This window comes from Paenibacillus hubeiensis, from assembly GCF_032334105.1.
Taxonomy (GTDB): Bacteria; Bacillota; Bacilli; order Paenibacillales; family Paenibacillaceae; genus Paenibacillus; species Paenibacillus hubeiensis.
The window spans coordinates 173,298-195,611 of the sequence record NZ_JAVYAE020000007.1 but is presented as its reverse complement, the minus strand read 5'-3'; the positions used below and the strand labels follow the sequence as shown (position 1 = coordinate 195,611).

At 55.6% G+C, this 22,314-nt stretch carries 19 protein-coding genes; 9 read left to right on the top strand and 10 right to left on the bottom strand.

Annotation, left to right across the window (positions count from 1 at the left end; genetic code table 11):
• Positions 1–13 precede the first annotated feature (13 nt).
• The 5 genes from RSX24_RS19160 to RSX24_RS19140 all read left to right on the top strand — a co-directional run bounded on the left by RSX24_RS19160 (position 14) and on the right by RSX24_RS19140 (position 5,748).
• Positions 14–763, top strand: a complete 750-nt coding sequence (locus tag RSX24_RS19160) for an ABC transporter permease (protein ID WP_343261528.1) — start codon at positions 14–16, stop codon at positions 761–763.
• 37 nt (positions 764–800) lie between these two features.
• Positions 801–2,552, top strand: a complete 1,752-nt coding sequence (locus RSX24_RS19155) for a helix-turn-helix domain-containing protein (RefSeq protein ID WP_343261527.1) — start codon at positions 801–803, stop codon at positions 2,550–2,552.
• Positions 2,553–2,759: 207 nt separating this feature from the next.
• On the top strand, positions 2,760–3,731 hold the full coding sequence (locus RSX24_RS19150; RefSeq protein WP_343261584.1) for a FecCD family ABC transporter permease: 972 nt from the start codon (positions 2,760–2,762) through the stop codon (positions 3,729–3,731).
• A complete protein-coding gene (locus tag RSX24_RS19145) occupies positions 3,731–4,756 on the top strand; it encodes a FecCD family ABC transporter permease (RefSeq protein ID WP_343261526.1) in 1,026 nt (341 codons plus the stop codon). The genes RSX24_RS19150 and RSX24_RS19145 overlap by 1 nt, the downstream gene beginning before the upstream one ends.
• A gap of 41 nt (positions 4,757–4,797) precedes the next feature.
• Complete coding sequence (locus tag RSX24_RS19140) at positions 4,798–5,748, top strand: iron-hydroxamate ABC transporter substrate-binding protein (RefSeq protein ID WP_438286860.1); 951 nt, start codon at positions 4,798–4,800, stop codon at positions 5,746–5,748.
• 123 nt (positions 5,749–5,871) lie between these two features.
• On the opposite strand, the gene RSX24_RS19135 is transcribed toward RSX24_RS19140, so the two are convergent.
• From RSX24_RS19135 to RSX24_RS19120, 4 genes are all read right to left on the bottom strand, one after another.
• Entirely contained in the window at positions 5,872–6,294 is a 423-nt protein-coding gene (locus tag RSX24_RS19135) for a macro domain-containing protein (RefSeq protein ID WP_343261524.1), read from the bottom strand.
• Between the two features lie 36 nt (positions 6,295–6,330).
• Positions 6,331–7,227, bottom strand: a complete 897-nt coding sequence (locus RSX24_RS19130; RefSeq protein ID WP_343261523.1) for a TIGR02452 family protein — start codon at positions 7,225–7,227, stop codon at positions 6,331–6,333.
• A 5-nt stretch (positions 7,228–7,232) separates the two neighbouring features.
• Positions 7,233–7,724, bottom strand: coding sequence for a riboflavin biosynthesis intermediates N-glycosidase (ybiA, locus tag RSX24_RS19125; protein ID WP_343261522.1), 492 nt, complete (start codon positions 7,722–7,724; stop codon positions 7,233–7,235).
• Between the two features lie 96 nt (positions 7,725–7,820).
• Positions 7,821–8,693, bottom strand: a complete 873-nt coding sequence (locus RSX24_RS19120) for an NUDIX hydrolase (protein WP_438286859.1) — start codon at positions 8,691–8,693, stop codon at positions 7,821–7,823.
• Positions 8,694–9,030: 337 nt separating this feature from the next.
• On the opposite strand from RSX24_RS19120, the gene RSX24_RS19115 reads away from it, so the two are divergent.
• The 3 genes from RSX24_RS19115 to RSX24_RS19105 are packed head-to-tail and all read left to right on the top strand — an operon-like array spanning position 9,031 to position 13,136.
• Positions 9,031–9,465: a MarR family winged helix-turn-helix transcriptional regulator gene (locus RSX24_RS19115; protein WP_343261520.1), complete on the top strand. Its 435-nt coding sequence runs from the start codon at positions 9,031–9,033 to the stop codon at positions 9,463–9,465.
• A gap of 40 nt (positions 9,466–9,505) precedes the next feature.
• Positions 9,506–11,314, top strand: coding sequence for an ABC transporter ATP-binding protein (locus RSX24_RS19110; protein WP_343261519.1), 1,809 nt, complete (start codon positions 9,506–9,508; stop codon positions 11,312–11,314).
• Positions 11,307–13,136, top strand: a complete 1,830-nt coding sequence (locus RSX24_RS19105; protein ID WP_343261518.1) for an ABC transporter ATP-binding protein — start codon at positions 11,307–11,309, stop codon at positions 13,134–13,136. The genes RSX24_RS19110 and RSX24_RS19105 overlap by 8 nt, the downstream gene beginning before the upstream one ends.
• Before the next feature lie 85 nt (positions 13,137–13,221).
• On the opposite strand, the gene RSX24_RS19100 is transcribed toward RSX24_RS19105, so the two are convergent.
• Positions 13,222–14,835, bottom strand: coding sequence for an ATP-binding protein (locus RSX24_RS19100; protein ID WP_343261517.1), 1,614 nt, complete (start codon positions 14,833–14,835; stop codon positions 13,222–13,224).
• A 160-nt stretch (positions 14,836–14,995) separates the two neighbouring features.
• Between RSX24_RS19100 and RSX24_RS19095 the strand changes: the two genes are divergently transcribed.
• A complete protein-coding gene (locus tag RSX24_RS19095; protein ID WP_236420191.1) occupies positions 14,996–15,325 on the top strand; it encodes a hypothetical protein in 330 nt (109 codons plus the stop codon).
• A gap of 177 nt (positions 15,326–15,502) precedes the next feature.
• Here the strand turns inward: RSX24_RS19095 and mglC are convergent, their stop codons facing one another.
• From mglC to RSX24_RS19070, 5 genes are all read right to left on the bottom strand, one after another.
• Entirely contained in the window at positions 15,503–16,522 is a 1,020-nt protein-coding gene (mglC, locus tag RSX24_RS19090) for a galactose/methyl galactoside ABC transporter permease MglC (RefSeq protein ID WP_343261516.1), read from the bottom strand.
• A gap of 15 nt (positions 16,523–16,537) precedes the next feature.
• Positions 16,538–18,043 carry a sugar ABC transporter ATP-binding protein gene (locus RSX24_RS19085; protein WP_343261515.1) on the bottom strand — a complete coding sequence of 502 codons (1,506 nt, stop codon included), beginning with the start codon at positions 18,041–18,043 and terminating at the stop codon, positions 16,538–16,540.
• A gap of 71 nt (positions 18,044–18,114) precedes the next feature.
• Complete coding sequence (locus tag RSX24_RS19080; RefSeq protein WP_343261514.1) at positions 18,115–19,188, bottom strand: galactose ABC transporter substrate-binding protein; 1,074 nt, start codon at positions 19,186–19,188, stop codon at positions 18,115–18,117.
• A gap of 193 nt (positions 19,189–19,381) precedes the next feature.
• A complete protein-coding gene (locus RSX24_RS19075) occupies positions 19,382–20,533 on the bottom strand; it encodes a substrate-binding domain-containing protein (RefSeq protein WP_343261513.1) in 1,152 nt (383 codons plus the stop codon).
• Complete coding sequence (locus RSX24_RS19070) at positions 20,508–22,307, bottom strand: cache domain-containing sensor histidine kinase (protein ID WP_343261583.1); 1,800 nt, start codon at positions 22,305–22,307, stop codon at positions 20,508–20,510. Before RSX24_RS19070 ends, RSX24_RS19075 begins: the two co-directional genes overlap by 26 nt.
• Between the last annotated feature and the right edge of the window lie 7 nt (positions 22,308–22,314).

The window sequence follows — 22,314 nt, the reverse complement described above, 5'->3', positions numbered from 1 at the left end:
GAGTGGTGCACTTATGTCCATCTTTGCATTAAGCTTCACGGTTGTGTTTATCATGATTACCATGCTCGTCTCCGTATGGCAAAAGCTCGGGCTCGAACGCGACATTGCCGTGGGCACGGTTCGTTCGGCCGTTCAACTGCTGCTTGTCGGTTATGTGCTGCAATTCATATTCAATACCGATCATCCGATCCTCATCGTGGCCATCGTCGCTTTCATGATTATGGTCGCCTCGTTCAATGCTGCCAAACGCGGCAAAGGACTGCGACGGGTCGGCCTGCATATTGCCATTTCGCTCGCCGTGACGGAAATGCTTATGATGGGACTGCTGCTTGGCCTGCACATCGTGGAGCCGACGCCGCAATACATCATTCCGCTCAGCGGCATGACCATCGGCAATGCGATGGTGGTTGCAGGACTGTTCTTGAACCAGATGAAACGCGAAGTCGAGACGTCCAAAGGCGAAATCGAAACGCTGCTCGCTCTTGGAGCTGCCCCCAGACGTGCTTTCCAGGACGTGCTGAAGCGGGCGGTCAAAGCAAGCATGATTCCAACCATCGACGGCATGAAAACCGTTGGTCTCGTTCAGCTTCCCGGCATGATGACAGGCATGATCATTGCCGGCGCCGACCCTGTTGAAGCAGTACGGTATCAGATTTTGATCGTGTTTGCCTTTACCAGCTCCGCCGCGATTACCGGCATCATTCTAAGTTTGCTGACATACAGGCAATGGTTCACTTCCGATATGCGGTTGCGTTCCCTATAATCGGCTTTCATCCATTTTTCGAGAGGAGGATTCGCTCATGTTTACTAACCAACCTGATTCTTTAGGAGCTGATTCCTCCGGATTGGCCGTTTCCGTTTCCCATTCGTCACATGCATCCAGACGGCACACCGAATCGAAGAGTACGCCGGAAGCCTTGGTTCAACCTGATCTGGACGCATTCCTGGCCAATGCCCTGATCGAACTTCGCCAAGCGGTACGCATCGCGAACGACTCCGGCATCGAATGGAGCAATCCTTTCCCGGAACGGCATGTTTTCATTTATCTGCATAAATTTGCAGGCAAGCTGATCGTGGATGGCGCGGAAAAATCGGTCGTCCGCAAAATTGCTTACCTCTGCCCCCCGGGAGCCCCTCTGAAGCTGATCGGCGATGCGGACCAAGAACTAGAGATTTTCGTGCTTGCTTTCGATCTGTTCCGTGCAATCGAAAAGACGGATGCAAGGCGTACTTACGAGCGGGAGTCCGATTTTCCGGTAAAAGGCTGGATTCGGGGTCCTTTTTACGGCATACAGCGCATCGCCTCCCAATTGGCGGAAAATGCCGAACTGGGTGAATTCAAACGCCAACGGCTGATCACCGATCTGTTATGCATGCTGTGGGCCCAGGAAGAATCGGATGCCCCTGCTCACGATCAGGAACAACCGGATGCTTGGCTCCATGCCACGATGCAGTACATGCGAGATCATTACATGCACGAGATCAAATTGGAGAAACTGGCCGACATTGCAGGCATGCATCCATCGTATTACTCCCAGCTGTTCAAAAGCCGGATGCATAAAAACCCTATTGAATACCTGACCCATCTGCGGATGAATCGTGCCAAAGAGCTCATGCTGACCTCGGACCTGCGCATTCGGGACGTTGCGCGCAGCGTCGGATACCGGGACGAATTTTATTTCAGCCGCCGCTTCCGCAGCCACTCGGGATTCGCACCGACCATCTATGTCAAACAAGTGCATCGAAACGTCGTCTCCCTGTCTTATCCATATACGGATCATTTGATAACGCTCGGCATCACTCCCTGTGCGGCGCAAATCCAGGGGCAGCTGCCCCATTTGCCCAAATCGCTAACCCTGCCGTTCCATGCTCACGAGCCTTGGGAACAAGGACGCCAGGCCTTCCTTGACGTCAAGCCCGACCTGATTCTGACCAAGGACAATGCTGCGGCCAAAGCGCTGGAACATATCGGGGACATCGCGCCGATCATCACCATTCCCTGGAACAAAACAGACATGTTCGGCCATCTGCAAACGATAGCCGGCATCATGGACCGTGAACATGCCGCAAAGGAATGGCTCGAACGTCATGACCGCAAGGCGGAGCGAGCCCGCAAACGCATCCGGGAGACGTGGGGACAGGCTGCCGTAGCCGTCTGCACCTTGACGGACAAAGGACCGCGAATGTACAGCAACCGCAATTTCGGCCATGTGTTCTACCGCAGCCTGCATTTGACGCCGCCCGATCGAATCCGGGCTGAACTGGCAGGCAAACCGACGGGCGTCGGCTTCAACTGGTTGCCCTTTACCCCCGGCGAATGGGATGGCCTTGAAGCGGACATCTTGATCGTAGCCATCACCTCCATGCAGGGCCGCGCAGCGGTGCTGCAGCAGCTTGCAGCCGATCCGCTCTGGCAGCGTCATCCTGCCGTGCGCCATGGGCGCGTGCATGTCATTGATTGGAATTCGTGGGTGGTGTATGCTCCTTATTCCATCAACCTCCAGCTGGATGAGGCCGTTCAGCTGTTGACGGGCAAAGCACCGATTATGTAATCTGAAAAATGTCCATCCCGAACATCTTAATTTATGTCATGTACGGGCATGAATTAAGATTTTATAATGATCTCTAATTGATAATGATAATCAATAACAGCAGCAATGCTTCGTTGTGCTGGCAACAAAGGAGTGACCCGCATCCAACATCCTGCTTGGCCAAATCGGAAGCCCAACTCGTCCAGAAATGCGACAACGGTTGGACTGATGTTCTTGTCTGCCCTCGCCGTCCTGCTGATGATCCTGTTCGTCTCGATCTCGCTTGGAGCCAAATCGCTGTCGCTGGAAACGGTGTGGGCAGCCATATTTCAATATAACCCGGCGCTGACGCCCCATCAGATCATCCATGAGCTGCGCCTGCCCCGGGTCATTGCCGCGGCTGTCGTCGGCGCTGCCTTCGCCGTTGCCGGTGCGCTCATGCAAGGCATCACCCGCAATCCGCTTGCGGATACGGGCGTGCTCGGCATCAATGCCGGCGCATCGTTTATGGTGGCGCTCAGCTTTGCCCTGTGGCCCGGCTTGCCTTATGCCTGGCTGATGGGCATTTCCTTTGTCGGCGCGGTCCTGAGCACGCTGTTTATTTTCATCCTTGGCTCGGCTGCGCCGGGCGGGCTGTCATCGATCAGGCTCACGGTGGCCGGGGCCATCGTCGCGGCCATGCTCAGCTCCCTGAGTGCAGGCATCGCCATCTATTTCGACCTCAGCCAGGACCTTGCATTTTGGTATGCCGGCGGCTTTGGCGGCATGGAATGGCGGCATGTCAAGCTCATCGTTCCGGTATTGCTGATCACGCTGCTGCTTACCATGCCGCTGGCCCGCCGCATATCGCTGATGTCCCTCGGGGAAGAGGCTGCCGTCAGCCTGGGCATCCGCCTGCGCTGGACGCGGATGCTTGCGCTCGCCGCCGTGGTCGTGCTAGCAGGCGTGTCCGTCTCTGCCGTCGGCTCCATCGGTTTTGTCGGACTGGTCATCCCGCATATTTCCCGCAAACTGGTTGGCGTCGATTATCGGCTCATCATTCCGATGTCCTCGCTGCTCGGAGCCATTCTGCTGGTGCTGGCCGATCTCGGATCACGCATCGTCAATCCGCCGGAGGAACTTGCTGTAGGCATCATGGTCGCCTTTGTCGGCGTGCCGTTTTTCCTCTATCTGGCCCGTAAGGAAAGGAGGGCCTTATAGTGAACCCAAACCAAAAGAACGCCGCTTCGCGGACGCGGCGATCCATTACGGTCAGCCTGATCCTGTTGGCTATCGCCTGTGTCGTCATTATCGTCAGCCTGAACACGGGCACGATTCGCCTGTCGCCCATGGCGGTGCTGCAAACCCTGTTTGGCGGCGGCACAGAGGCGGACCATATCGTACTGTTCGATTATCGCCTGCCCCGCATTCTGATTACCGTGCTCGCCGGAGCAGGTCTTGGCGTGGCGGGCGCCGCGTTGCAGGGCATCACGCGCAATCCGCTGGCCGATCCGGGCATTCTGGGCATTCACGCGGGTGCAGCGCTGGGCCTGATGGCGTTCGCCAGCCTTTCTTTTTCGATGGACAGCTCTGTCGCATTGTTGATCCCGCTGTTTACCTTTGCGGGAGGCATGCTCTCGGCATTGATCATCATGCTGCTCGCCTATGATCGCCATAACGGGGTATCCCCCATCAAACTCATTCTGGTGGGAATCGCCGTTGCGGCTGGATTTCACGCGCTGACGCTGTATTTGTCCCTGCGCCTCGATGAGGACACCTACTCCTTCGCGGCTCGCTGGCTGGCGGGAAGCGTCTGGGGACGGGACTGGATCCACGTCGCCGCCCTGCTCCCCTGGATCTTGCTGTGCATCCCTTACGTCTGGAGCCGTTCCAAAACACTGGACGCCCTAGGGCTTGGGGATGCCGCCGCCACGGGAATCGGCACGGCCGTAAAATCCCAGCGCATATGGCTGCTCTTGTGCACGGTCGCCTTGTCGGCCGTCAGCGTGTCGATGGCGGGAGGCATCGGCTTCATCGGGCTTGCGGCTCCGCACCTGGCACGGAGGCTTGTCGGCCCGATGCATCGCCACTTGATTCCGGCTGCCGGATTGATCGGCATGGTCATTCTCGTCGCAGCCGATACGGTGGGGAGAACCCTTTTTCAGCCCAATGCGATTCCTGCCGGAATTGTCGTTGCTGCACTGGGCGCACCCTACTTCCTGTATTTACTCGTCCGTACGCGTTAATCCCTATTCCAATGAAACCAAGGAGATTTCGAATATCCATGATCAAGAAAAACCTGATGTTATCCATATGCGCCGTCCTGCTGCTTCTGCTGGCAGCATGCGGCAATGCCGGCTCGTCAACCAACGCTGCCGACAACCGTTCTTCCAACGCCCCATCCGGACAAGCGGATGACAAGCCTGCTTCCGATTCTGCCGGCGAACAACGCATCGCGTCCATGTCGATCCACCTGACCAACGACTTGCTCGCATTGGGCATTACGCCTGTCGGTTCAGTTATTGGCGGCGAGGCCAAAGCCTTCCTGTCCCATGTAGCCGACCGTTTGCAGAACACGACGCCCCTGGGCCCGGTCAAAGACCCCGATATGGAAGCCCTGCTCGCTTTGAAACCGGATGTCATCTACCTGGATGAGGAATTCTCCGGCGACGATCAAGCCAAATTCGAAAAAATCGCGCCGGTTCACGTCTTTAATCTCGATGATGGCACATGGCGCGACCATTTGAAAGCCATAGGCAAACTGGTGAACCGTGAAAAAGAAGCCGATGCGTTCATCGACCATTACGCCAAGGAAACGGAAGAAGTGAAATCGCTCATCCATGACAAAATCGGCGACGGCAAAGTCATGGCCATTCGCGTGACCGCCAAGGAATTGCGCGTATTCAGTACAGCTCGTCCAATGGGACCGATCCTGTTTGACGATCTCGGATTGACCCCGGCCAACGGGATTACCGAAATGGATGCCTCGAAGCCCTATCAGGTCATCTCTCGCGAGGTGCTGCCGGACTATGATGCCGATGCCATCTTCGTTGTGGTGAATTCGGATGACGAAGCGAAAAACATGTTCGCCGAGCTGCAAAGCAATCCGATCTGGCAAGGCCTGAAAGCCGTCAAAGCGGGACATGTATACACCATCGGCGCCCAGCCATGGCTCGACTACTCCGCCATCGGCAACCAGATGGCGATGGATGAAGCCAAAGAAATGTTCTCGAAATAACAGCAGGGCCAATGAAAACACAAAAAACCTCTCTCCGGAAGCGGCGGGAAACGTGCAACGCGTATGCAAAAAGCACGTTCCCTCCCCTCGCGGAGCAGAGGTTTTGTTGTTTTGAGCCTCGAGTCATAGACTGCACACCACGATCTCGACATCTGTATCGGCGAAAGCATCGCGAATGATGCCGCTGGCCTTCTCCCATTTCAATCGGTCAAGCCCACAGCCGATCTGCGGCATGGCCAATTTCTCGATCCCCTCTTCGAGACAGACATCCTTCATGGACTCTACGGCTTGGGTAAAGGAAGCATACGTCGGTTTGTACGAAAACTTAGCCTTTGTGACCAGGTTCAAAGTACGGCCGACGCGGTAACATCGCCCGATCTCCAATGGCTCGATCTTGGCCTGTTCCTGCAAGTTTTCCAGACCGAACCGCTGCCGAAACTGTACGGCAATGCCTGCCCCCATCCGTGCGTCCGCCGAAATGCAGTGGGCCAAAACGTAACGGTCATCCATGGCAAACAGGTCTTGTTGTATTTCGCGAAATTCCATCGCGGTTCCCCTCCTCCGGGCATGAATCCGAATCCGTCAGGCTTTGGCCAAACGTTCCTGAAAAGCCTTTAAGGTTTGCTGACCGCGACTGCGGTCATACACGGCAAATACGATCCGGTCAAACAGATTCCCGTATCCTTGACCAATCAACACGTCATGGAAATAAGCGGCCACCTTGGCCGGGTCGTTTCGGAAAACGCCACATCCGTATGCCCCAAGCACCATCGTGCGATGTCCATGCCCTGCAGCGACGTCCAAAATATAGGCAATACGCTGTTTCATCACGGCTTCAATCCGTTCGTCATCCGCCTCGCCCCGTTCCTTCACGACGCCTGCATTGACCGCAGGTGCCGTGATAAACGCGGAAGCATAATACTGGTCGAGCAGACGGTCTTCATCGTCCCGAATGACCGGAACGCCAGGGGAATAGATCATATGATCCGAGTACAGGCAGGTTCGGAGTTTACGATTAAACTCGTACATTTCCTGCATTTGGGCAATGCATGGATACAGACCCGTAGCCCTTGCCAAACTTTCCTCCTGGGCCTGACTCCCGCCAAGGAAACCGCCGCCCGGATTTTTGGCCGAAGCAAAGTTCAGGCAGGCCGCGTCCTGTCGTCCTTCGCCTACGACCAGACGAGCTGCCGCAGCCAGCGTCGTTTCCCCGGTTACTTCGATATGCGATAATCCTGCCGAAGTGGTGGAATTGGCCGCCTGCATCGCATGAACTTGCTCGCTCACCTTTGGCAATTCCTCCGGTCGGTACAACACCGAATTTCGAATGGCCTCTTGCAGATCCGCGGCAATGCTCACCCGGCGATCATAGCCATTCACGTATTCGCCTGCCTCCAGAATCGCTAACGTCTCTTGCGCGATGCGCGCACGGCCCGCGCGCTGTCCCGTACTTTTCAGACCATTATGGTTTGTATTCATCTCGATCACTTCCCTATAAGTTCTTCTCGCAGCCGGGTCAAAATTTCACCCAGCCAATTGCTGCCTCTCCATGTACTTCGATTGCGAATTCGCGGATCTTCTTCCGCCAGCCCAACGCCCCAGATGCGGTCATCCGGGCTTGCTTCCACAAGGGTGGTTCCCTTCGTATCCAGCAGGGCCTTCAGCAGCTGTTCGTCCTGCGTGAATTTGGCGTAGTTGCCTTCGTAAACGATGCGCCTGCAGTGTTCTTCCCATACAGCCTGGTCGAAGCCCGCCACCTGCCTGCCCAGCTTTTTTTGGACCGAAGGAGAATTTGCCTTCATAATGTTGTCCGCGATGGCCTGATCCCCGAACAGCAGTGCCTTCTGATGCATCATGTACTGCTCCGCGCTGGAGTAGCTCGTGCCGTTTACCGTGAAACGGGCGGGATGCCACTGCGAGAACGGGGAAGCCGTCCGCCAAAAAAACGTAAATTTCTCTTTGCTCTCTTTGCTCATACTCTTATCCCCCTTTGCTTGAACGATTTGCTGATCTCATACTCTGTGCGGTTGTCCTGCGCTCATCACCGTTCCTGAGAGTTCCTGAGAACAGGTCTACATGTTTTCCCGTTCCGGGTTCAACCGGTATAAACGGGAAGGACGATGTCCGCCATGATCCGCATAGTCGCCGGTCTCGACGACCCAATCGGCGATTTTGCGCCGGAATGCCGCAGGTAACCACTTTTTGCCGCCAATGACTTCATACACTTTCTGCAAGGCCGTCAGCGTGAACGTTTCAGGCATCAAATTGAACGCAATATCCGTATAGTCCACCTTGGAGCGCAGTCGAGCCAGCGCATAATGAATGATCTGTGCGTGATCAAAGGCAATGCCGTCCGTTTGCACGACTTTCATGCTGCTGCTCTGTACCCTTCCCGACGTCATTTCCTTCGTTTCAACGATCGCCGTCAGCTCCTCCGTGCCGTTCGTCAGCACCAGCTGTACCCTGCGCTCCAACGTGCGTCCACGCTCATGAATATGCCGCTTCTCCTCCAGAAGCCTCTCCTGCAGGCGAAACCAATCGGCTTCGCTCGCATCGTCCCCGGCCTCAAGCTCCAATTCCGTGCTGTCCACCAGCGCCATATACGAACAACTGATGACCCTTGTGCGCGGATCGCGATCCACGTCGCCCCACGTATACAGCTGCTCCAGATAGATATCGTCCAGTCCGGTCTCTGTCCGCAGCTCCCGTCTTGCGGCATCTTCCAGCGACTCTTGCATGGAGACGAATCCGCCCGGCAGTGCCCATTGGCCCAGGAAAGGATGCCCTCCCCTGCGGATGAGCAGCAGTTCGAGCGCAGGCTCGGCGAGCTTCCGGTAATTTTCCTGAACTTCGCTGCGCACCGTAAACACCAGCATATCCACCGTTACCGAGGGACGCTCATAATCGGCCGCATCGTACGACGCCAGAAACTGGTCCTCGCTCATTCGTTCATGATCGCCGCGGTCCAGCTCTTTTCCTTCGAATTTCTCTTCATGCTCCATAAGCGAAAACCCCAATCCACGAACATCGTATTTTGTTATATACAATTTGTTATTAACAAAATGATATTAACAAATTAACACACCTCTCTTCCGGCTGTCAAATTTTCCAATTATCGATATCTTTACATTCCAAAACTATGGTACAAAGCACCAGTGTTCTCCCTAGAGTGCAAGTAAGGTTTCTGGCATTTTTTCGCTTTTGATTACGTTTTCACTTGACCATATGTCAAACCAAACTTATTATTTAGTTAGTCGACTAATTAAAAGGATGGGAGCTATTATGAAACCTGCCGGAAACGATCGGTTAATGGGACAGATGTCCGAACTCGTCAAATTGCAGCGATACAAGGTCCACGAACTGCTGACGAACCACCCGGAATTGTACCCCGGCCAACCGCCCCTGCTCTTCAAGCTGGAACGGGAAGACGGCCAAACCCAGAAAAGCCTGGCCGAACAGCTTCATCGTGCCCCCGCCACCGTTACCGTCATGCTGAAACGCATGGAAGCCGCCGGATACGTGCGCCGCGAACCGGACCCCAACGATCTGCGCAGTCTGCGGGTGTATCTCACCGGTCTCGGCCATGCGGCCCTTCGTGACTTGCGGGAAGCCTTTCAGAAACTGGAACGCCATGCGCGCAAAGGATTTACGCCCGAGGAAGCGGAGCTGATGTCTTCGCTGGTGCAGCGCATGGTGCAGAATCTCAAGGAGCTTTGATTCATTCATCAAATTCAAATTTTATGAGGTGATTATCTACTTGTGGACGCTCAAAAAATATTTGGCCCCCTATAAAACGGCGGCCATTCTTGCACCGCTGCTGATGGTGCTCGAGGTAGCCATGGACCTGCTTCAACCAAAGCTGATGTCGAGCATCGTGGACCATGGCGTGCTGGCAGGCAACCTGTCCCACATTGTAAGCACGGGACTGCTTATGCTTGTCTTTGCATTAATCGGTTGGGTCGGCGGTGCAGGCTGTACGCTGTTCTCCAGCAGAGCCTCCGTCGGATATGGCAGCGACCTGCGCCAGGAGCTGTTCGACCACATCCAGACGTTTTCCTTTCGCAACCTGGACGGATTCCAGCAAGGCTCGCTGATCACTCGCCTGACCAGCGACATTACCCAGATGCAGACGTTCGTGCAGATGCTGCTGCGCATGTTCATTCGTTCGCCGATGCTTATTATCGGGAGCGTGATCATGGCGTTTACGATCAGCGTCAAGCTGGCCCTGATCCTGCTGGTGACCATGCCCGTGCTGTTCATCCTGCTGTACGTTCTTATCAAAGCATCCTATCCGCTGTTTGCCGGCGTTCAGGAAAGGCTGGACAAAGTGAATGCCGTGCTTCAGGAAAATTTGGCAGGCATTCGCGTCGTCAAGGCGTTTGCGCGAGCCAAGCTGGAAAAGGAACGGTTCAACGAGTCCAATCAGGACTATACCAACACGGCCGTCAAAGCATGGCGCATCGTCACCCTGAACGTTCCCGTGTTAAACCTGATGCTGAACGCCACCGTCGTGGCCGTGCTGTGGTTCGGGGGCTTCCAGGTGACCAGCGGCGGATTGGCTGCAGGAGATCTGATCGCATTTATCAACTATGTTACCGTTGTGCTCTCTTCGCTGACGTCGATCGGCATGATGATGATGAGCTTCTCCCGCGCCAAAGTATCGGCCGCGCGGATTAATGAAGTGCTGAACACCGAGCCTGACATCCGATCGGCCAACTCCGATTCTTCAGCAGCGTCCAGGGTGCATCCGCTTGCGGCAGAAGCCGCAGCCTCAAGGACACCTCAGGGTAAGGGTGATTCCTTACCTACGCATAACCCGGACGTAGGCCGAATCGAATTCAGAGACGTTCACTTCCGTTACGACGGTGCAGATGCCTTGTCCGGCATCACGTTTACGGTTGAACCCGGACAGAAGGTCGCCTTACTTGGTTCCACCGGCTCGGGCAAAACTTCGCTGGTGCAGCTGATCCCGCGCCTTTACGATGCAACGCAAGGCGAGGTGCTCGTGGGGGGCACCGATGTTCGCGACTGGAACCTGGAAGAACTGCGCCGCCGAGTCTCGATCGTGCTTCAAGAGGCCGTGCTCTTCAGCGGCAGCATCCGGGACAACATTTGCTTCGGCAGGCCGGACGCGACGGAGACGGAAATGAGAACCGCCGCCAAGGCCGCCGCAGCCGACGATTTCATCGCCAAGCTGAAAGACGGCTATGGCACAGAGCTCGGCCAGCGCGGCGTCAACCTGTCCGGAGGACAGAAACAGCGGATCTCGATCGCCCGTGCATTGCTGATGCAGCCGGACGTGCTGATTCTGGATGACAGCACAAGCGCGGTCGATCTGCGCACGGAAGCCGGCATCCAGCGGGCCTTGAAATCGCTCATGAAGGACCGGACCACCTTGCTGATCGCACAGCGCATTTCCTCCGTGATGGATGCCGACTGCATTTACGTGCTGGACGAAGGACGGATTGTGGCCAGCGGCACTCATGAGCAATTGCTGGAATGTTCGCCGCATTATCAGGCGATCCATGATTCCCAGCAGCGAAAGGAGGATGTGCAGTATGGCTAAAACAGCGACTACACCGCACCAGCAGCATGTTATGCCGCCAATCGGAAGAGGCGGCCCTCCGGGCCGTATGCCGCTGCCCAAAGTGCGGGCCAAAAATGCCGGGCACACCCTGCTTCGCATCTGGTCCTACATGGGCCGTCAGCGAAAAGGCGTCATCGCCGCGCTTGCGCTCACGGCGCTGGGCACCCTGCTGAATCTGGCAGGTCCCTACTTGCTTGGCCGTACCGTAAATGAGCACATCGTGCCCAAATTGACGGACGGACTGCTCAAAGACTGCCTGCTGCTTCTGACGGTATACGTCCTGTCATCGCTCATGTTATGGGGCCAGTCCTATGTCATGATCGGGGTCTCCCAGCTGACGGTCAAAGATTTGCGTCAGGCTTTGTTTTCCCGGCTGCAGCAGCTGCCCATTCGCTTTTTTGACCGGAACCAGAGCGGGGATCTGATGAGCCGGGCCACCAATGACATCGATAATGTCTCGACCACGCTGAACCAGAGCGTGACCCAACTGATGTCCAGCGCCATTTTGCTGGTCGGATCATTGTCCATTATGGTGGCGCTGGATATTCGCCTTACGTTGCTTAGCCTGGTGACGGTGCCGCTGATCATGTTTGCTACGAAAATGATCGCCTCCCGCACGCGCAAACATTTTACGGCGCAGCAGAAGCTGCTTGGCGAGCTGAACGGTTTTTCCCAGGAAACGATCGCCGGGCAAAAGGCCGTCATGGCCTATAATCGACAAGAGGAGTCGCGCAAACATTTCAAGGAATTGAATGATAAGCTCCGTACGGCAAGCACGCAGGCACAAACCGTATCCGGCCTTGTCGGTCCGACCATGAATGTCATGAACAATATCGGTTTCGCCATTTTGGCGGCCGTAGGCGGTTGGATGGCTTATCACGATCTGACGTCGATCGGCCTGATCGTCAGCTTCCTCGCTTATTCCAGACAGGTTGAACGCCCGATCAACGATCTCGCGAACCAGTACAATCTGATTCAAGCGGCCATTGCGGGCGCAGAACGCGTTTTTCAAATCATGGATACGCCGGGAGAGTATGAAGATGAACAGGATCAACAACTGGAGCGCATTAATGGGAAGGTGGTATTCGACCACGTATCGTTTGGATACGATCCCGGGAAGGAAATATTGAAAGAGGTCAGCTTCACGGCCGAACCCGGCCAGATGATTGCCCTCGTGGGGCCTACGGGGGCAGGCAAAACGACCATTATCAATCTGCTGCCCCGATTCTATGACATTACAGGCGGAAAAATCACGATTGACGGCCAAGACATCACCGGGCTTGATAAGGACCATCTGCGACAAAAGCTCGGCATAGTTCTCCAGGATGCTTACCTGTTCTCAGGCACGATTCGGGACAACATCGCTTATGGCAAACCTGATGCCACCGATGAGCAGATTATCCAGGCCGCCAAACTCGCCAATGCGCATGGATTCATCCGCAAGCTCGCTGATGGGTATGATACGCCGATTTTGGCCGGCGGGGGAAATCTCAGTCAGGGGCAGAGGCAGCTATTGACGATTGCGAGGGCGATTCTGGCCGATCCGGCCATCCTGATTCTGGATGAGGCGACCAGCAGCATCGATACCCGCACGGAGCTGCAGATTCAAGAGGCGATGCGCACGCTGATGAAGGGACGAACCAGCTTTGTGATCGCCCATCGACTGAGCACCATACGCGAGGCGGACCAGATTCTCGTCATCGATGCCGGCCAAATCGCGGAGCGGGGAACGCATGATGAGCTCATGCGCCAACACGGATTCTATTATCAGCTTCATCAAAGCCAGCGCAGCCAAAATTAGCTGATTTCATCTGCCCATAAAAAGATCGTGACGAACGCCGCACCGATTTCTCTTGGAATCGGATGCGGCGTTATTCGGTTTCCTTTCAGGAGACTCCGGCCACAATCGGCAAATGGAGCGTAAACGTAGATCCGATGCCGACCTCGCTCCGCACGGTAATTTTTCCGGCGTGATCCTGCGCGATCTTCTGGCAGAGGGCCAGTCCCAATCCGGTCCCTTCTTCCTTGGTAGTATAGAACGGATTGAAAATTTGCGTCAGGGCCTGCTCCGGGATGCCGCTGCCCGTATCCGTAATCGAGATCAGCACCTGTTCTGGCGCATGCAAGAGTTCGATATGCACCTCGCCCGGGTCATGCATGGCTTCAAATGCGTTGCGGATCAGGTTGATCAGCACCTGAACGATTTTGTCCCGATCCATGTTGACGATGATGGTCTCGTTCACCATATTCAAATACATGCGATGCCCCCGCGAAGCAGCGTCCGATTCGGTCAGCGACATCACCCGCTCCAGGCAGTGAGCGACCTGTTCCGGTTTCATATGTTTGGCCTGAGGCTTGGAAAACTGCAAAAACTCGGCCGTGAGATCCGTCACCCTCGTAACCTCGCTCATGATGACTTCATACCACGGAGCAATGTTATAGGCCTGTCCGCGGGACAACTGAAGAAACCCTCGAATCGCTGTCAGCGGGTTTCGAATTTCGTGAGCCATGCCGGCCGCGAGTTCGCCTACCGCGCGCAGCCTTTCGGAGCGGAAAAGCTCTTCCTCGCTCTGTATCCATTTGTTGCGCTGCTGCTGAAGCAACCCGTCCTCCGCGATCGTAATGAATTGCTGCAATGACTCTGCGGTGCCTGGGTATTCGGCAATGCTGTAGACCACCTGCAATGGACCGAAATCCGCATCAAGCAGGTGGCTTAACCGTTCTTTGACATGTTCGGCACACTGCAATTCAGGCAAAATGATCGCGAACCGGTCCCCGGAGTATCGGGATATGCCCGCTGCTTCCGGGAACGCTTGCGTAATGCTAACGCTGATATTTTTGATGACAGTGCTCCAATGATCCTCACCATCTCGATGAAAGCCGTTCAAATTCTGAATACTGAGCAAAATCAGCAAAAACGGACGTTGTTCCGCAGCGGTCCGATTCAATGCGGTTATGTATCCTTCATAGTTCAAAAGACCTGTCAGCGGATCATGCTGGGCCAGAAAAAAGTTTCGTTCCCGCAATTGGCGTTTTTCCGCCTCGCTTCTGGTCAACGTATGGTACAAAACAATAACGACGATTACCGTTAATATGTCAAACAACGAAACTAATGCCGTGTAAGAGCCTGTCGGCGTATAACTGAGCCGAATTATGGTATATTGGAACATCAGCAGCATGGAAATCGGCAGCGTGTGAGTGACACGCTGTTTATTCTCGATCATCGACAAAATAAGCATGTAGTAAAGCAGGCTGCACCAGTCCAGTTCGCTGAAATAATGGAATGTCCCCAGAAAAATCCATTGCACCAAACGCAATGCCGGATATTTCCGCTCTGCACAGATGCTTGCCATAAAGATCAATCCGGCCAAAATGGTAAGCCGGAGATTGGAGGTGTATCCCAGGTAAGAAGAGGACAGGATCACAAGCAAACATCCCACCGGAAAAATTATCATTTTCATCTTATAGCTCAGCAAACCCGCCTCGCCCCCTTTGACCATAAATGCTTCTACCTAACACCTCATTCACATGTATTATATCGAGTATGATTAGCTAATGTTGTCGATTATTGGAAGATGGGCAAATTCGTAATCATGCACAACCGCAAGCTTCAGGCAAAGTTGCACCACATTATGGTAATATATGTATTGAGGTGATTTCATGACGCTTCAACACAAAAAACTGGGTATCGGCTCGCTTTCGCTCCTGATCATTTTCCTGGGACTGTTGTTCAATCTGCCTACAGGCCATGATCACATTTCCTTCAGTCATCACCTGTTTCATTTTATGGGCGTGCCTGTGTACAGTAACGGCAACCAGGGACTGCATTATCCCTTCCTGGCAGCTGCGATATTCTGGGTTCCGGCTTTCTGGCTTGCGCGCAAGCACCGTTCTCATTACGGAACAGGTCTATCCTATTATCTGTCCGGGCTAATGCTGGCTTTTTGCCTGATCGGCCCCCTAATCCTCATCCTGGATTGGTTCTTTTGAGAATTATGGATGGAAGGCCAGCCGCATAAACGGAAATCATACCGAGCAGCAGGCAAAAAAAGCGGAATTCCGGGATGGAATTTCGCCTTTTTTGATATGCAGGTGTTTCAATCCATGGCTATCTTGATCATCCGGACCTAATATTTAGGTATAACGAAGGCATGAATGTGCATCCAGCTATTTTTTCGCTACGTATTTGCGAATGTCGAACGCAACGGCGGCGACGATAATCAAACCTTTGATAATAAGCTGCCAATACGGACTCACGCCGATAAAGGTCAGACCATAGTTGATGACGCCGAAAATGAGGACCCCTGCCATGACGCCGGGCACGGTGCCGATCCCTCCGGCGGTCGATACGCCGCCGACAACGCAAGCGGCAATGGCATCCAGCTCATACATGTTGCCGTAGTTGTTCGTGGCACCACCGGTGCGGGCGGCCTCAAGCACCCCGCCGAGTCCGTACAGCGCACCCGCGATCGCATACAGCGCCACCAGGTTGCGTGCAACGTGAATGCCGGATACATGTGCGGCTTGAATGTTGCCGCCGATGGCGTACATGTTTTTGCCGAGACGTGTTTTGTTGAACACGACCCAGCAGACAAGGGCGACCGCTATGGCGATCAACACGATGTACGGGATCGAGTACCCTCCGCCCAAATCGATATACCCGGAACCGATAACGGTAAAATCGGGACGCAGCCCGCCGATCGGCTGCGACTGGTTCGGTTCGGTATCGAAATAAATCGAGTTCAGTCCATATACCGCCACCATCGTGCCGAGCGTAGCAATGAACGGCGGCACGTTCAACTTCGCCACGATAATGCCGTTGACCAAGCCAACGGCCAAACCGACCACGATGCCCACGAGGATCGGTATTCCTACCCACAAATGCGGCAGGTCGGGAAAGAAACGGTTGGCGTACTCATCCACCTGCAGCATGGATGCCGAGACCACGGCAGTCAGGCCGACGACCCGGCCTGCAGAAAGATCGACGCCGCCCGTAATCAGAATGAATGCCGCCCCCAGCGCGATGATGGCCCGAGTGGACGACTGCTGCAAAATGTCTCGCAATGTCGAGAATGCAAGGAAATTCGGATCGGCAATGGCGATGCCGATGACCAGCAGGATCAGCACGATAAAGATGGCCCGCTGCGTCACGTATTGCTTGACCTGGTTCACGATTGGTGTGTTCATCGGTTTCCCTCCCGACTAAGCCATGCGCTGCTGCGCGGCCAGTCTCATGATTTCCTGCTCCGTGGCATCGGCACCGTCGATGATCCCGGTCATGCGCCCTTCGCTCATGACCATGATGCGATCCGACATGCCGATTAGTTCAGGCATCTCCGAGCTGATCATGATGATGCTTTTGCCCTGTCTGGCAAGCTCGGTAATGATCGTGTAAATTTCGAATTTCGCCCCGACGTCAATGCCCCGCGTCGGCTCGTCAAGCAGCAAAATTTCCGGGTCGGTCAGAAGCCAGCGGGCCAACAGCACCTTCTGCTGATTACCGCCTGACAGGTTTCGAATCAGCGTGTTAACCGAAGGCGTTTTGGTTTTGAACTTTTGCGTCTGCTCGTACGCTTCCTCGCGGCCCTTCTTCTCGTCCAAAAGCCCAAGGCGATTCCGGTAGCGGCCAAGGCTTGCAATGATCGTATTTTCGTACACCGACAGCACCGGGAAAATGCCCGTAACCCTCCGTTCCTCCGTCAACAGCGCGATATTGTGGCGTTTCGCCGCCGCCGGGGAACCGATCCTCACCTTCCGCCCATGGATCGAGATCGAGCCCGAAGCAAGTCCGCGCAAGCCGAACAGCGATTCCATCAGCTCGGTGCGCTGCGCCCCGACAAGGCCGCCGATCCCGAGAATTTCGCCTTTTCTCAGCTCGAACGACACGTCCTTAAATGAATGCGGATGAATGGAAGTCAGTCCCTCCGCCTTCAGGATGACGTCGCCGGGGATATTGTTCCGCTCGGGGAAACGCTCGCTGAGATCGCGGCCCACCATGCGCGTAATAATGAGATCCGTGGTCAAGTCCTTCGCTTCCCACGTGCCCACCACGAAGCCGTCCCGCATGATCGTGACTTCGTCCGAGATCGTCAGAATCTCTTCCATCTTGTGCGAAATGTAAATAATCGACACCCCGCGGCTGCGCAGCTCCCGGATGATCGCAAACAGCTGTTCCACTTCCTTGCCGGTGAGGGAAGACGTCGGTTCGTCCATGACGATGACTTTGGAATGGAACGACACCGCCTTGGCGATCTCCACCGATTGTATTTTGGACACAGACAATGTCCGGGTCTGGGCCTTCGGGTCGATGTCCAGGTTCAGGTCTTTGAACAGGGCCAACGTGTCGTCATACATGCGTTTCTCGTCCACGAACCAGCCCTTCATCGGAAATCGGCCAAGCCAAATGTTCTCCATTACCGGACGGTGCGGGACGGGATTCAGCTCCTGATGAATCATGGATATGCCGTGCTCAAGTGCAGCTTTGGAGCTGGAAATCTGCACCTGTTCTCCATCAATGCGAATCATGCCTTCATCGGGACGATACATGCCGAACAGGCATTTCATCAGCGTGGACTTGCCTGCCCCGTTTTCGCCCATCAGAGCATGCACCGTTCCCGGCTTGACCTTCAGCGTCACTTGGCTCAAGGCCTGCACGCCGGGAAACGCTTTGGATATGCCGTCCATCTCCAGCAGATACGGCGATTTCATGCTTGTTCTCCCCTTCCAGATCCTGGCAAAAAAGGACGTCCCCTCACGGCGGACGTCCCTGCTGTGCATTATTATTGGGCGTCGGCGATGTTGTCTTTCGTAATTTTTTTGTAAGCGATCCAGACGTATTTGCCGTCCGTAATGTCATAGCCCGTATTTTCCTTGGTCGGCGTCTCCCCTTTGGCGAGTACCGAAGCCAGCGCCACGGTTGCCGCGCCCTGGTTCTTTGCATCGTTCAGCACCGTGCCGAGCATCGTGCCGTCCTGCAGCGCCTGAATCGCCGGAGCCGTTGCGTCTACGCCGACGACCGGCATCGTTTTGCCGTCTTTGAAATATCCGGCCGCCTTCAGCGCTTCGATCGCGCCGAGGGCCATGTCGTCATTGTTCGCCAGCACGGCTTCGATTTTGTCCCCATGGGACGCAAGAAATGCCTGCATTTTTTCCTGTCCTTTGACGCGGTCCCACATCGCCGTATCCTCAGCCAGCGCCTCGACCTCGATGCCCGCATCCTGGATCGCCTGCACCGAATATTTGGTGCGCAGCTCGGCATCCTGGTGGCCCGGCTCGCCCTTCAGCATGACATACTGCAGCTTGCCGTCGCCGTTTTTGTCCGCTTCGGGATGCGCTTTCCAGTAATCCACGATGAGCTGGCCGGAAATCGTGCCCGATTCCTCCGCTTTGGCGCCAACGTAGTACACTTTATCCCATTTGTTCATATCCTCCGCAACCGGTTCGCGGTTCAGGAACACGACCGGAATGTCCGCTGCTTTTGCTTTGTCGATGATGACACCTGCAGCAGTCCGGTCTACCGGATTGACGGCCATCGCGTTGTATTTTTTGGATACAAACAGGTCCACTTTTTCGTTCTGCGTCGGCTGCGCGTTCTGGCTGTCCACGATATCCAGTGCAGCTTTGCCTTCGGCCGCGGCGGTCATGGCATTACGCACGCCGGTCATAAACGTGTCGTCGAATTTGTAGATGGCCACGCCGATCTTCGGCGTCTCTGCGACCGTTTCCGTTCCCGTCTTGTCGCCGCCCGTGTCGGTACCGGTACTGCCTCCCGCACTCTCTCCACCGCCGCTGCTGCAACCTGCCGCCACGACCATCATTGCAGTAACCAGCAGCGTCATCCATGCTTTCTTCATCCCTGATGACCTCCCCCAATTTCATTCGGTTAACCCGATGCCTTTATTATGAAAGGGTTTACATCCAATGCGAATACAATATCTTCATCCGTTTTATCGAAATCTTCCTCAATTCACCAGTTCGACGTCGTTCCTTCATGTTCTGCGGAACGTGTCCCGTCACCGACAAGCCTGACATGAAATCCCGCCCCGTTCATTGCACAAAAGGAAACAACAGCTTCTGGTTATCCATCCAGAACATATTGTCCGTGCCGACAAGCTTGGTTTCGAGCGTGACGCGCGTCTGGGTCTGGCCGCCACGCAGTCTGGCCACCGCCTGATTCAGCCCGAGATATCCCGCGCTGAAGCCATTCTGTACGATTAATTGCTGGAAAACGCCTTCCTGCAGCTGCGCAAGCTGCTGCTGCTCGCTGCCAAAGGCGACGACGTTCACCTCCGCCGCCGATTCGCGCCGATTCAGCTCATCCGCCGCGCCAAGGGAGGCCATCTCCTGAAGGGCGATGATGCCGTTCACCGGGTTTCGGTCCAGCATCCGGGCTGTCTTCTGCCCGCATTCCTCCCGCGTGCCGCATGAAATTGCCGGAAGCACTTCAATCTCCGGATATGATCCCAGCGCCTCCATAATGCCCTGCTCCCGCCGTGCAAGGCCCGGATGGTTCAAAGGGTCCGAGCCAAGCAAAACGACGGTTCCCGAGCCATGGAGCAATTCCGCCATCGCTTCGCCTGCCTGGCGTCCAGCGTCTTCATGATCGATGGAAATGACGCTGGCAATGCCTTCGACCGGAAACTCATCGTTCAGCACGATGACGGGCACCGCTGTCCCCGCCGCGCCGGATTCTGCCGCCTGACGAACCATTTCCGTCAGCGCATGCTCGCTCATCGGGTCCACGATAAGCGCGGATGCCCCTTGCTTCAAAGCGCGTGCGACCGCTTCGATCTGCGCCTGCTCCCGCTCCTCAAGGGTTAACATGCCGGTGTCCGCCGACACGGCATGGCCCTTGGCGCGCGAGGCGTCTGCACCTGTGCCGACCTTATCGGACACGGCACTTCCCGAGGTCGGCTGTGCCGGCGGATAGGCCTCCACCGCAACCAGCGCGGCTCCGCTTTCTTTGGCCGCGGCCTCGGCGCCCAGCCGGATCGCCTGCGCCAGCTCGCCTGCGCCGGCGGGGGTAATCAGCGCTATGCGCAGCGGCGCTGAACCGGAACTGCTGCTGCCGGACATGCCGCCGCAGGCGGTGCTGATCAGCAGCAGACCCCATGCCGCAGCCGCCGTCAGCGCAAGCCGGCGTCTGCGAAGGAGGTTTCTGATCCAAACCGCACTAAGCCATCGTTTTTTTCTGATCATCCTGCGCTCCACCCTCCTCTGGTGCCCGCTGCACCGGAATGCGAATCCAAACCGTCGTGCCTTCCTCCAGCTCGCTTGCATATTCCAATCCATAAGCATGGCCGTAATACAGCCGAATCCGGTCGTGCACATTGCGCACCGCAACGCCCGAACCCGCGCCGCTTCTCGCCATGGGATATCCTTGTGCCAACGCACGCAGCTGCTCCTCGCTCATGCCGACGCCATTGTCCGTAATTCGGTACACCAGGCAATCCGCTTCCCGATATACGCGTACTTCAATATGCCCTTCGTCCATGTCGTATTCGATGCCGTGCACGATTGCATTTTCGATGAGCGGCTGCAGCAGCAGCTTCAATGTCAGGCAGTCCAGCGTATCGTCGTCCGCGTTTAAAGTGAAGCGGAATTTGCGTTTGAACCGCATCTGCTGGATCGTCAAATAATGGTGGGCATGCTCCAGCTCTTCTTTGACCGTAATGATCGTTTTTCCTTTGCTGAGGCTGATGCGGAACAAGCGCGACAGCGAGGTGATCATCGTGACGACCTCTTCATTGCGGCTCATGCCGACCATGCGCACCATCGAATTCAGCGTATTGTACAAAAAATGGGGATTGATCTGCGCCTGCAGCGCTTCCAGCTCCAAACGCCGTTTCTGCTCCTGTTCCCGGATGATTTCATCCATCAGCGTACGGACTTTGTGCACCATCAGGTTGAAACGGCGCGATACCCTCTCCACCTCCAGCGGACCTTCGATGGGCAGTTCCACGTTGAAATCGCCGCGTTCCACCGCCTTCATCTTGCGTTCCATGCGCCGGATCGGCCGCGTTAAGCTGGCGGAAAGCATAAGGGATACGAGAACGGCGAGCACCAGCACCACCGCCAGCACGCGAACCATATACCCGCCGACTTCCTGCCGGGTTGTAAGCATCTCGTCAAGATAGGCAACGCCGACGATTTTCCATCCGATATTGGGGACGGATTTGACCGTGTTCAGCCTTTTCTGGCCGTCCGCTTCGTCTTCGTAGCTGCCTGTGGCCACAAGCGCCTGTTCGATGTTTTCGCTGCGCAGCCCCATGTACATCAATTGCTGCTGGGGATGATACACGATGTTGCCTGCGCTTTCGTCGATGATGTATACGTATCCGCGCTGTCCAAGGCTGACCCTGCGGCTCAGCTCGTCCATCTGTTTGAAGTTGATGTCCACCAGCAGGATGACCTGCTGCTCCTGTCCGTTCCGCTGAACGGTAATGCCTTTGCTCATGGAGACGACCCACCGATAGGGACCTTCGTACATGTTTTGGATGTGCGGCAACGAAAAACTCAAATGATCGGGTACCCGCAGCGCGGATTGGAACCACCCCTGCTGGGTGACGTGGGCGCTCGGCTTCAGTGCGGCCGCAGGCCTGTTTTTGAGCAGACGACCGTCCGAATCCAGCAGTGTGATGGACAGGATATCCTCCCTGCTGCTCAGCAAGGTGTCGAGTTGTTTGTCGACCTGCTCGCCCTCCCAGGTGCCGTCCCGCAGCATATGCTCCTCGATCGCGCGATACAGATGCGACATGCTGCGGACATAATCCTCCAGATTGTAGCTGACCTGGTCCACGATCTGTTTCGTGCTCAGCTCGGCGCTGCGTTCGGCCGTTTGCGCGAATTTGTCGTAGAGCAGCATCGACATGATCGTAAGCACAAGCACGATGAACGCGGAAAAGGACAGCATGATGATGGCACCGATGCTGTTCCAGGCAAAGGACTGCAGCCCGGTGCGAACCCGGAGCATGCGGCGT

Bases quoted from the DNA above. Each gene is read 5' to 3' on its own strand.
- RSX24_RS19160 (WP_343261528.1), top strand. From the start codon at position 14: ATGTCCATCTTTGCATTAAGCTTCACGGTTGTGTTTATCATGATTACC.
- RSX24_RS19155 (WP_343261527.1), top strand. From the start codon at position 801: ATGTTTACTAACCAACCTGATTCTTTAGGAGCTGATTCCTCCGGATTG.
- RSX24_RS19150 (WP_343261584.1), top strand. From the start codon at position 2,760: ATGTTCTTGTCTGCCCTCGCCGTCCTGCTGATGATCCTGTTCGTCTCG.
- RSX24_RS19135 (WP_343261524.1), bottom strand. From the start codon at position 6,294: ATGGAATTTCGCGAAATACAACAAGACCTGTTTGCCATGGATGACCGT.
- RSX24_RS19130 (WP_343261523.1), bottom strand. From the start codon at position 7,227: ATGAATACAAACCATAATGGTCTGAAAAGTACGGGACAGCGCGCGGGC.
- ybiA (WP_343261522.1), bottom strand. From the start codon at position 7,724: ATGAGCAAAGAGAGCAAAGAGAAATTTACGTTTTTTTGGCGGACGGCT.
- RSX24_RS19120 (WP_438286859.1), bottom strand. From the start codon at position 8,693: ATGAGCGAGGACCAGTTTCTGGCGTCGTACGATGCGGCCGATTATGAG.
- RSX24_RS19115 (WP_343261520.1), top strand. From the start codon at position 9,031: ATGAAACCTGCCGGAAACGATCGGTTAATGGGACAGATGTCCGAACTC.
- RSX24_RS19105 (WP_343261518.1), top strand. From the start codon at position 11,307: ATGGCTAAAACAGCGACTACACCGCACCAGCAGCATGTTATGCCGCCA.
- RSX24_RS19100 (WP_343261517.1), bottom strand. From the start codon at position 14,835: ATGGTCAAAGGGGGCGAGGCGGGTTTGCTGAGCTATAAGATGAAAATG.
- RSX24_RS19095 (WP_236420191.1), top strand. From the start codon at position 14,996: ATGACGCTTCAACACAAAAAACTGGGTATCGGCTCGCTTTCGCTCCTG.
- mglC (WP_343261516.1), bottom strand. From the start codon at position 16,522: ATGAACACACCAATCGTGAACCAGGTCAAGCAATACGTGACGCAGCGG.
- RSX24_RS19085 (WP_343261515.1), bottom strand. From the start codon at position 18,043: ATGAAATCGCCGTATCTGCTGGAGATGGACGGCATATCCAAAGCGTTT.
- RSX24_RS19080 (WP_343261514.1), bottom strand. From the start codon at position 19,188: ATGAAGAAAGCATGGATGACGCTGCTGGTTACTGCAATGATGGTCGTG.
- RSX24_RS19075 (WP_343261513.1), bottom strand. From the start codon at position 20,533: ATGATCAGAAAAAAACGATGGCTTAGTGCGGTTTGGATCAGAAACCTC.
- RSX24_RS19070 (WP_343261583.1), bottom strand. From the start codon at position 22,307: ATGCTCCGGGTTCGCACCGGGCTGCAGTCCTTTGCCTGGAACAGCATC.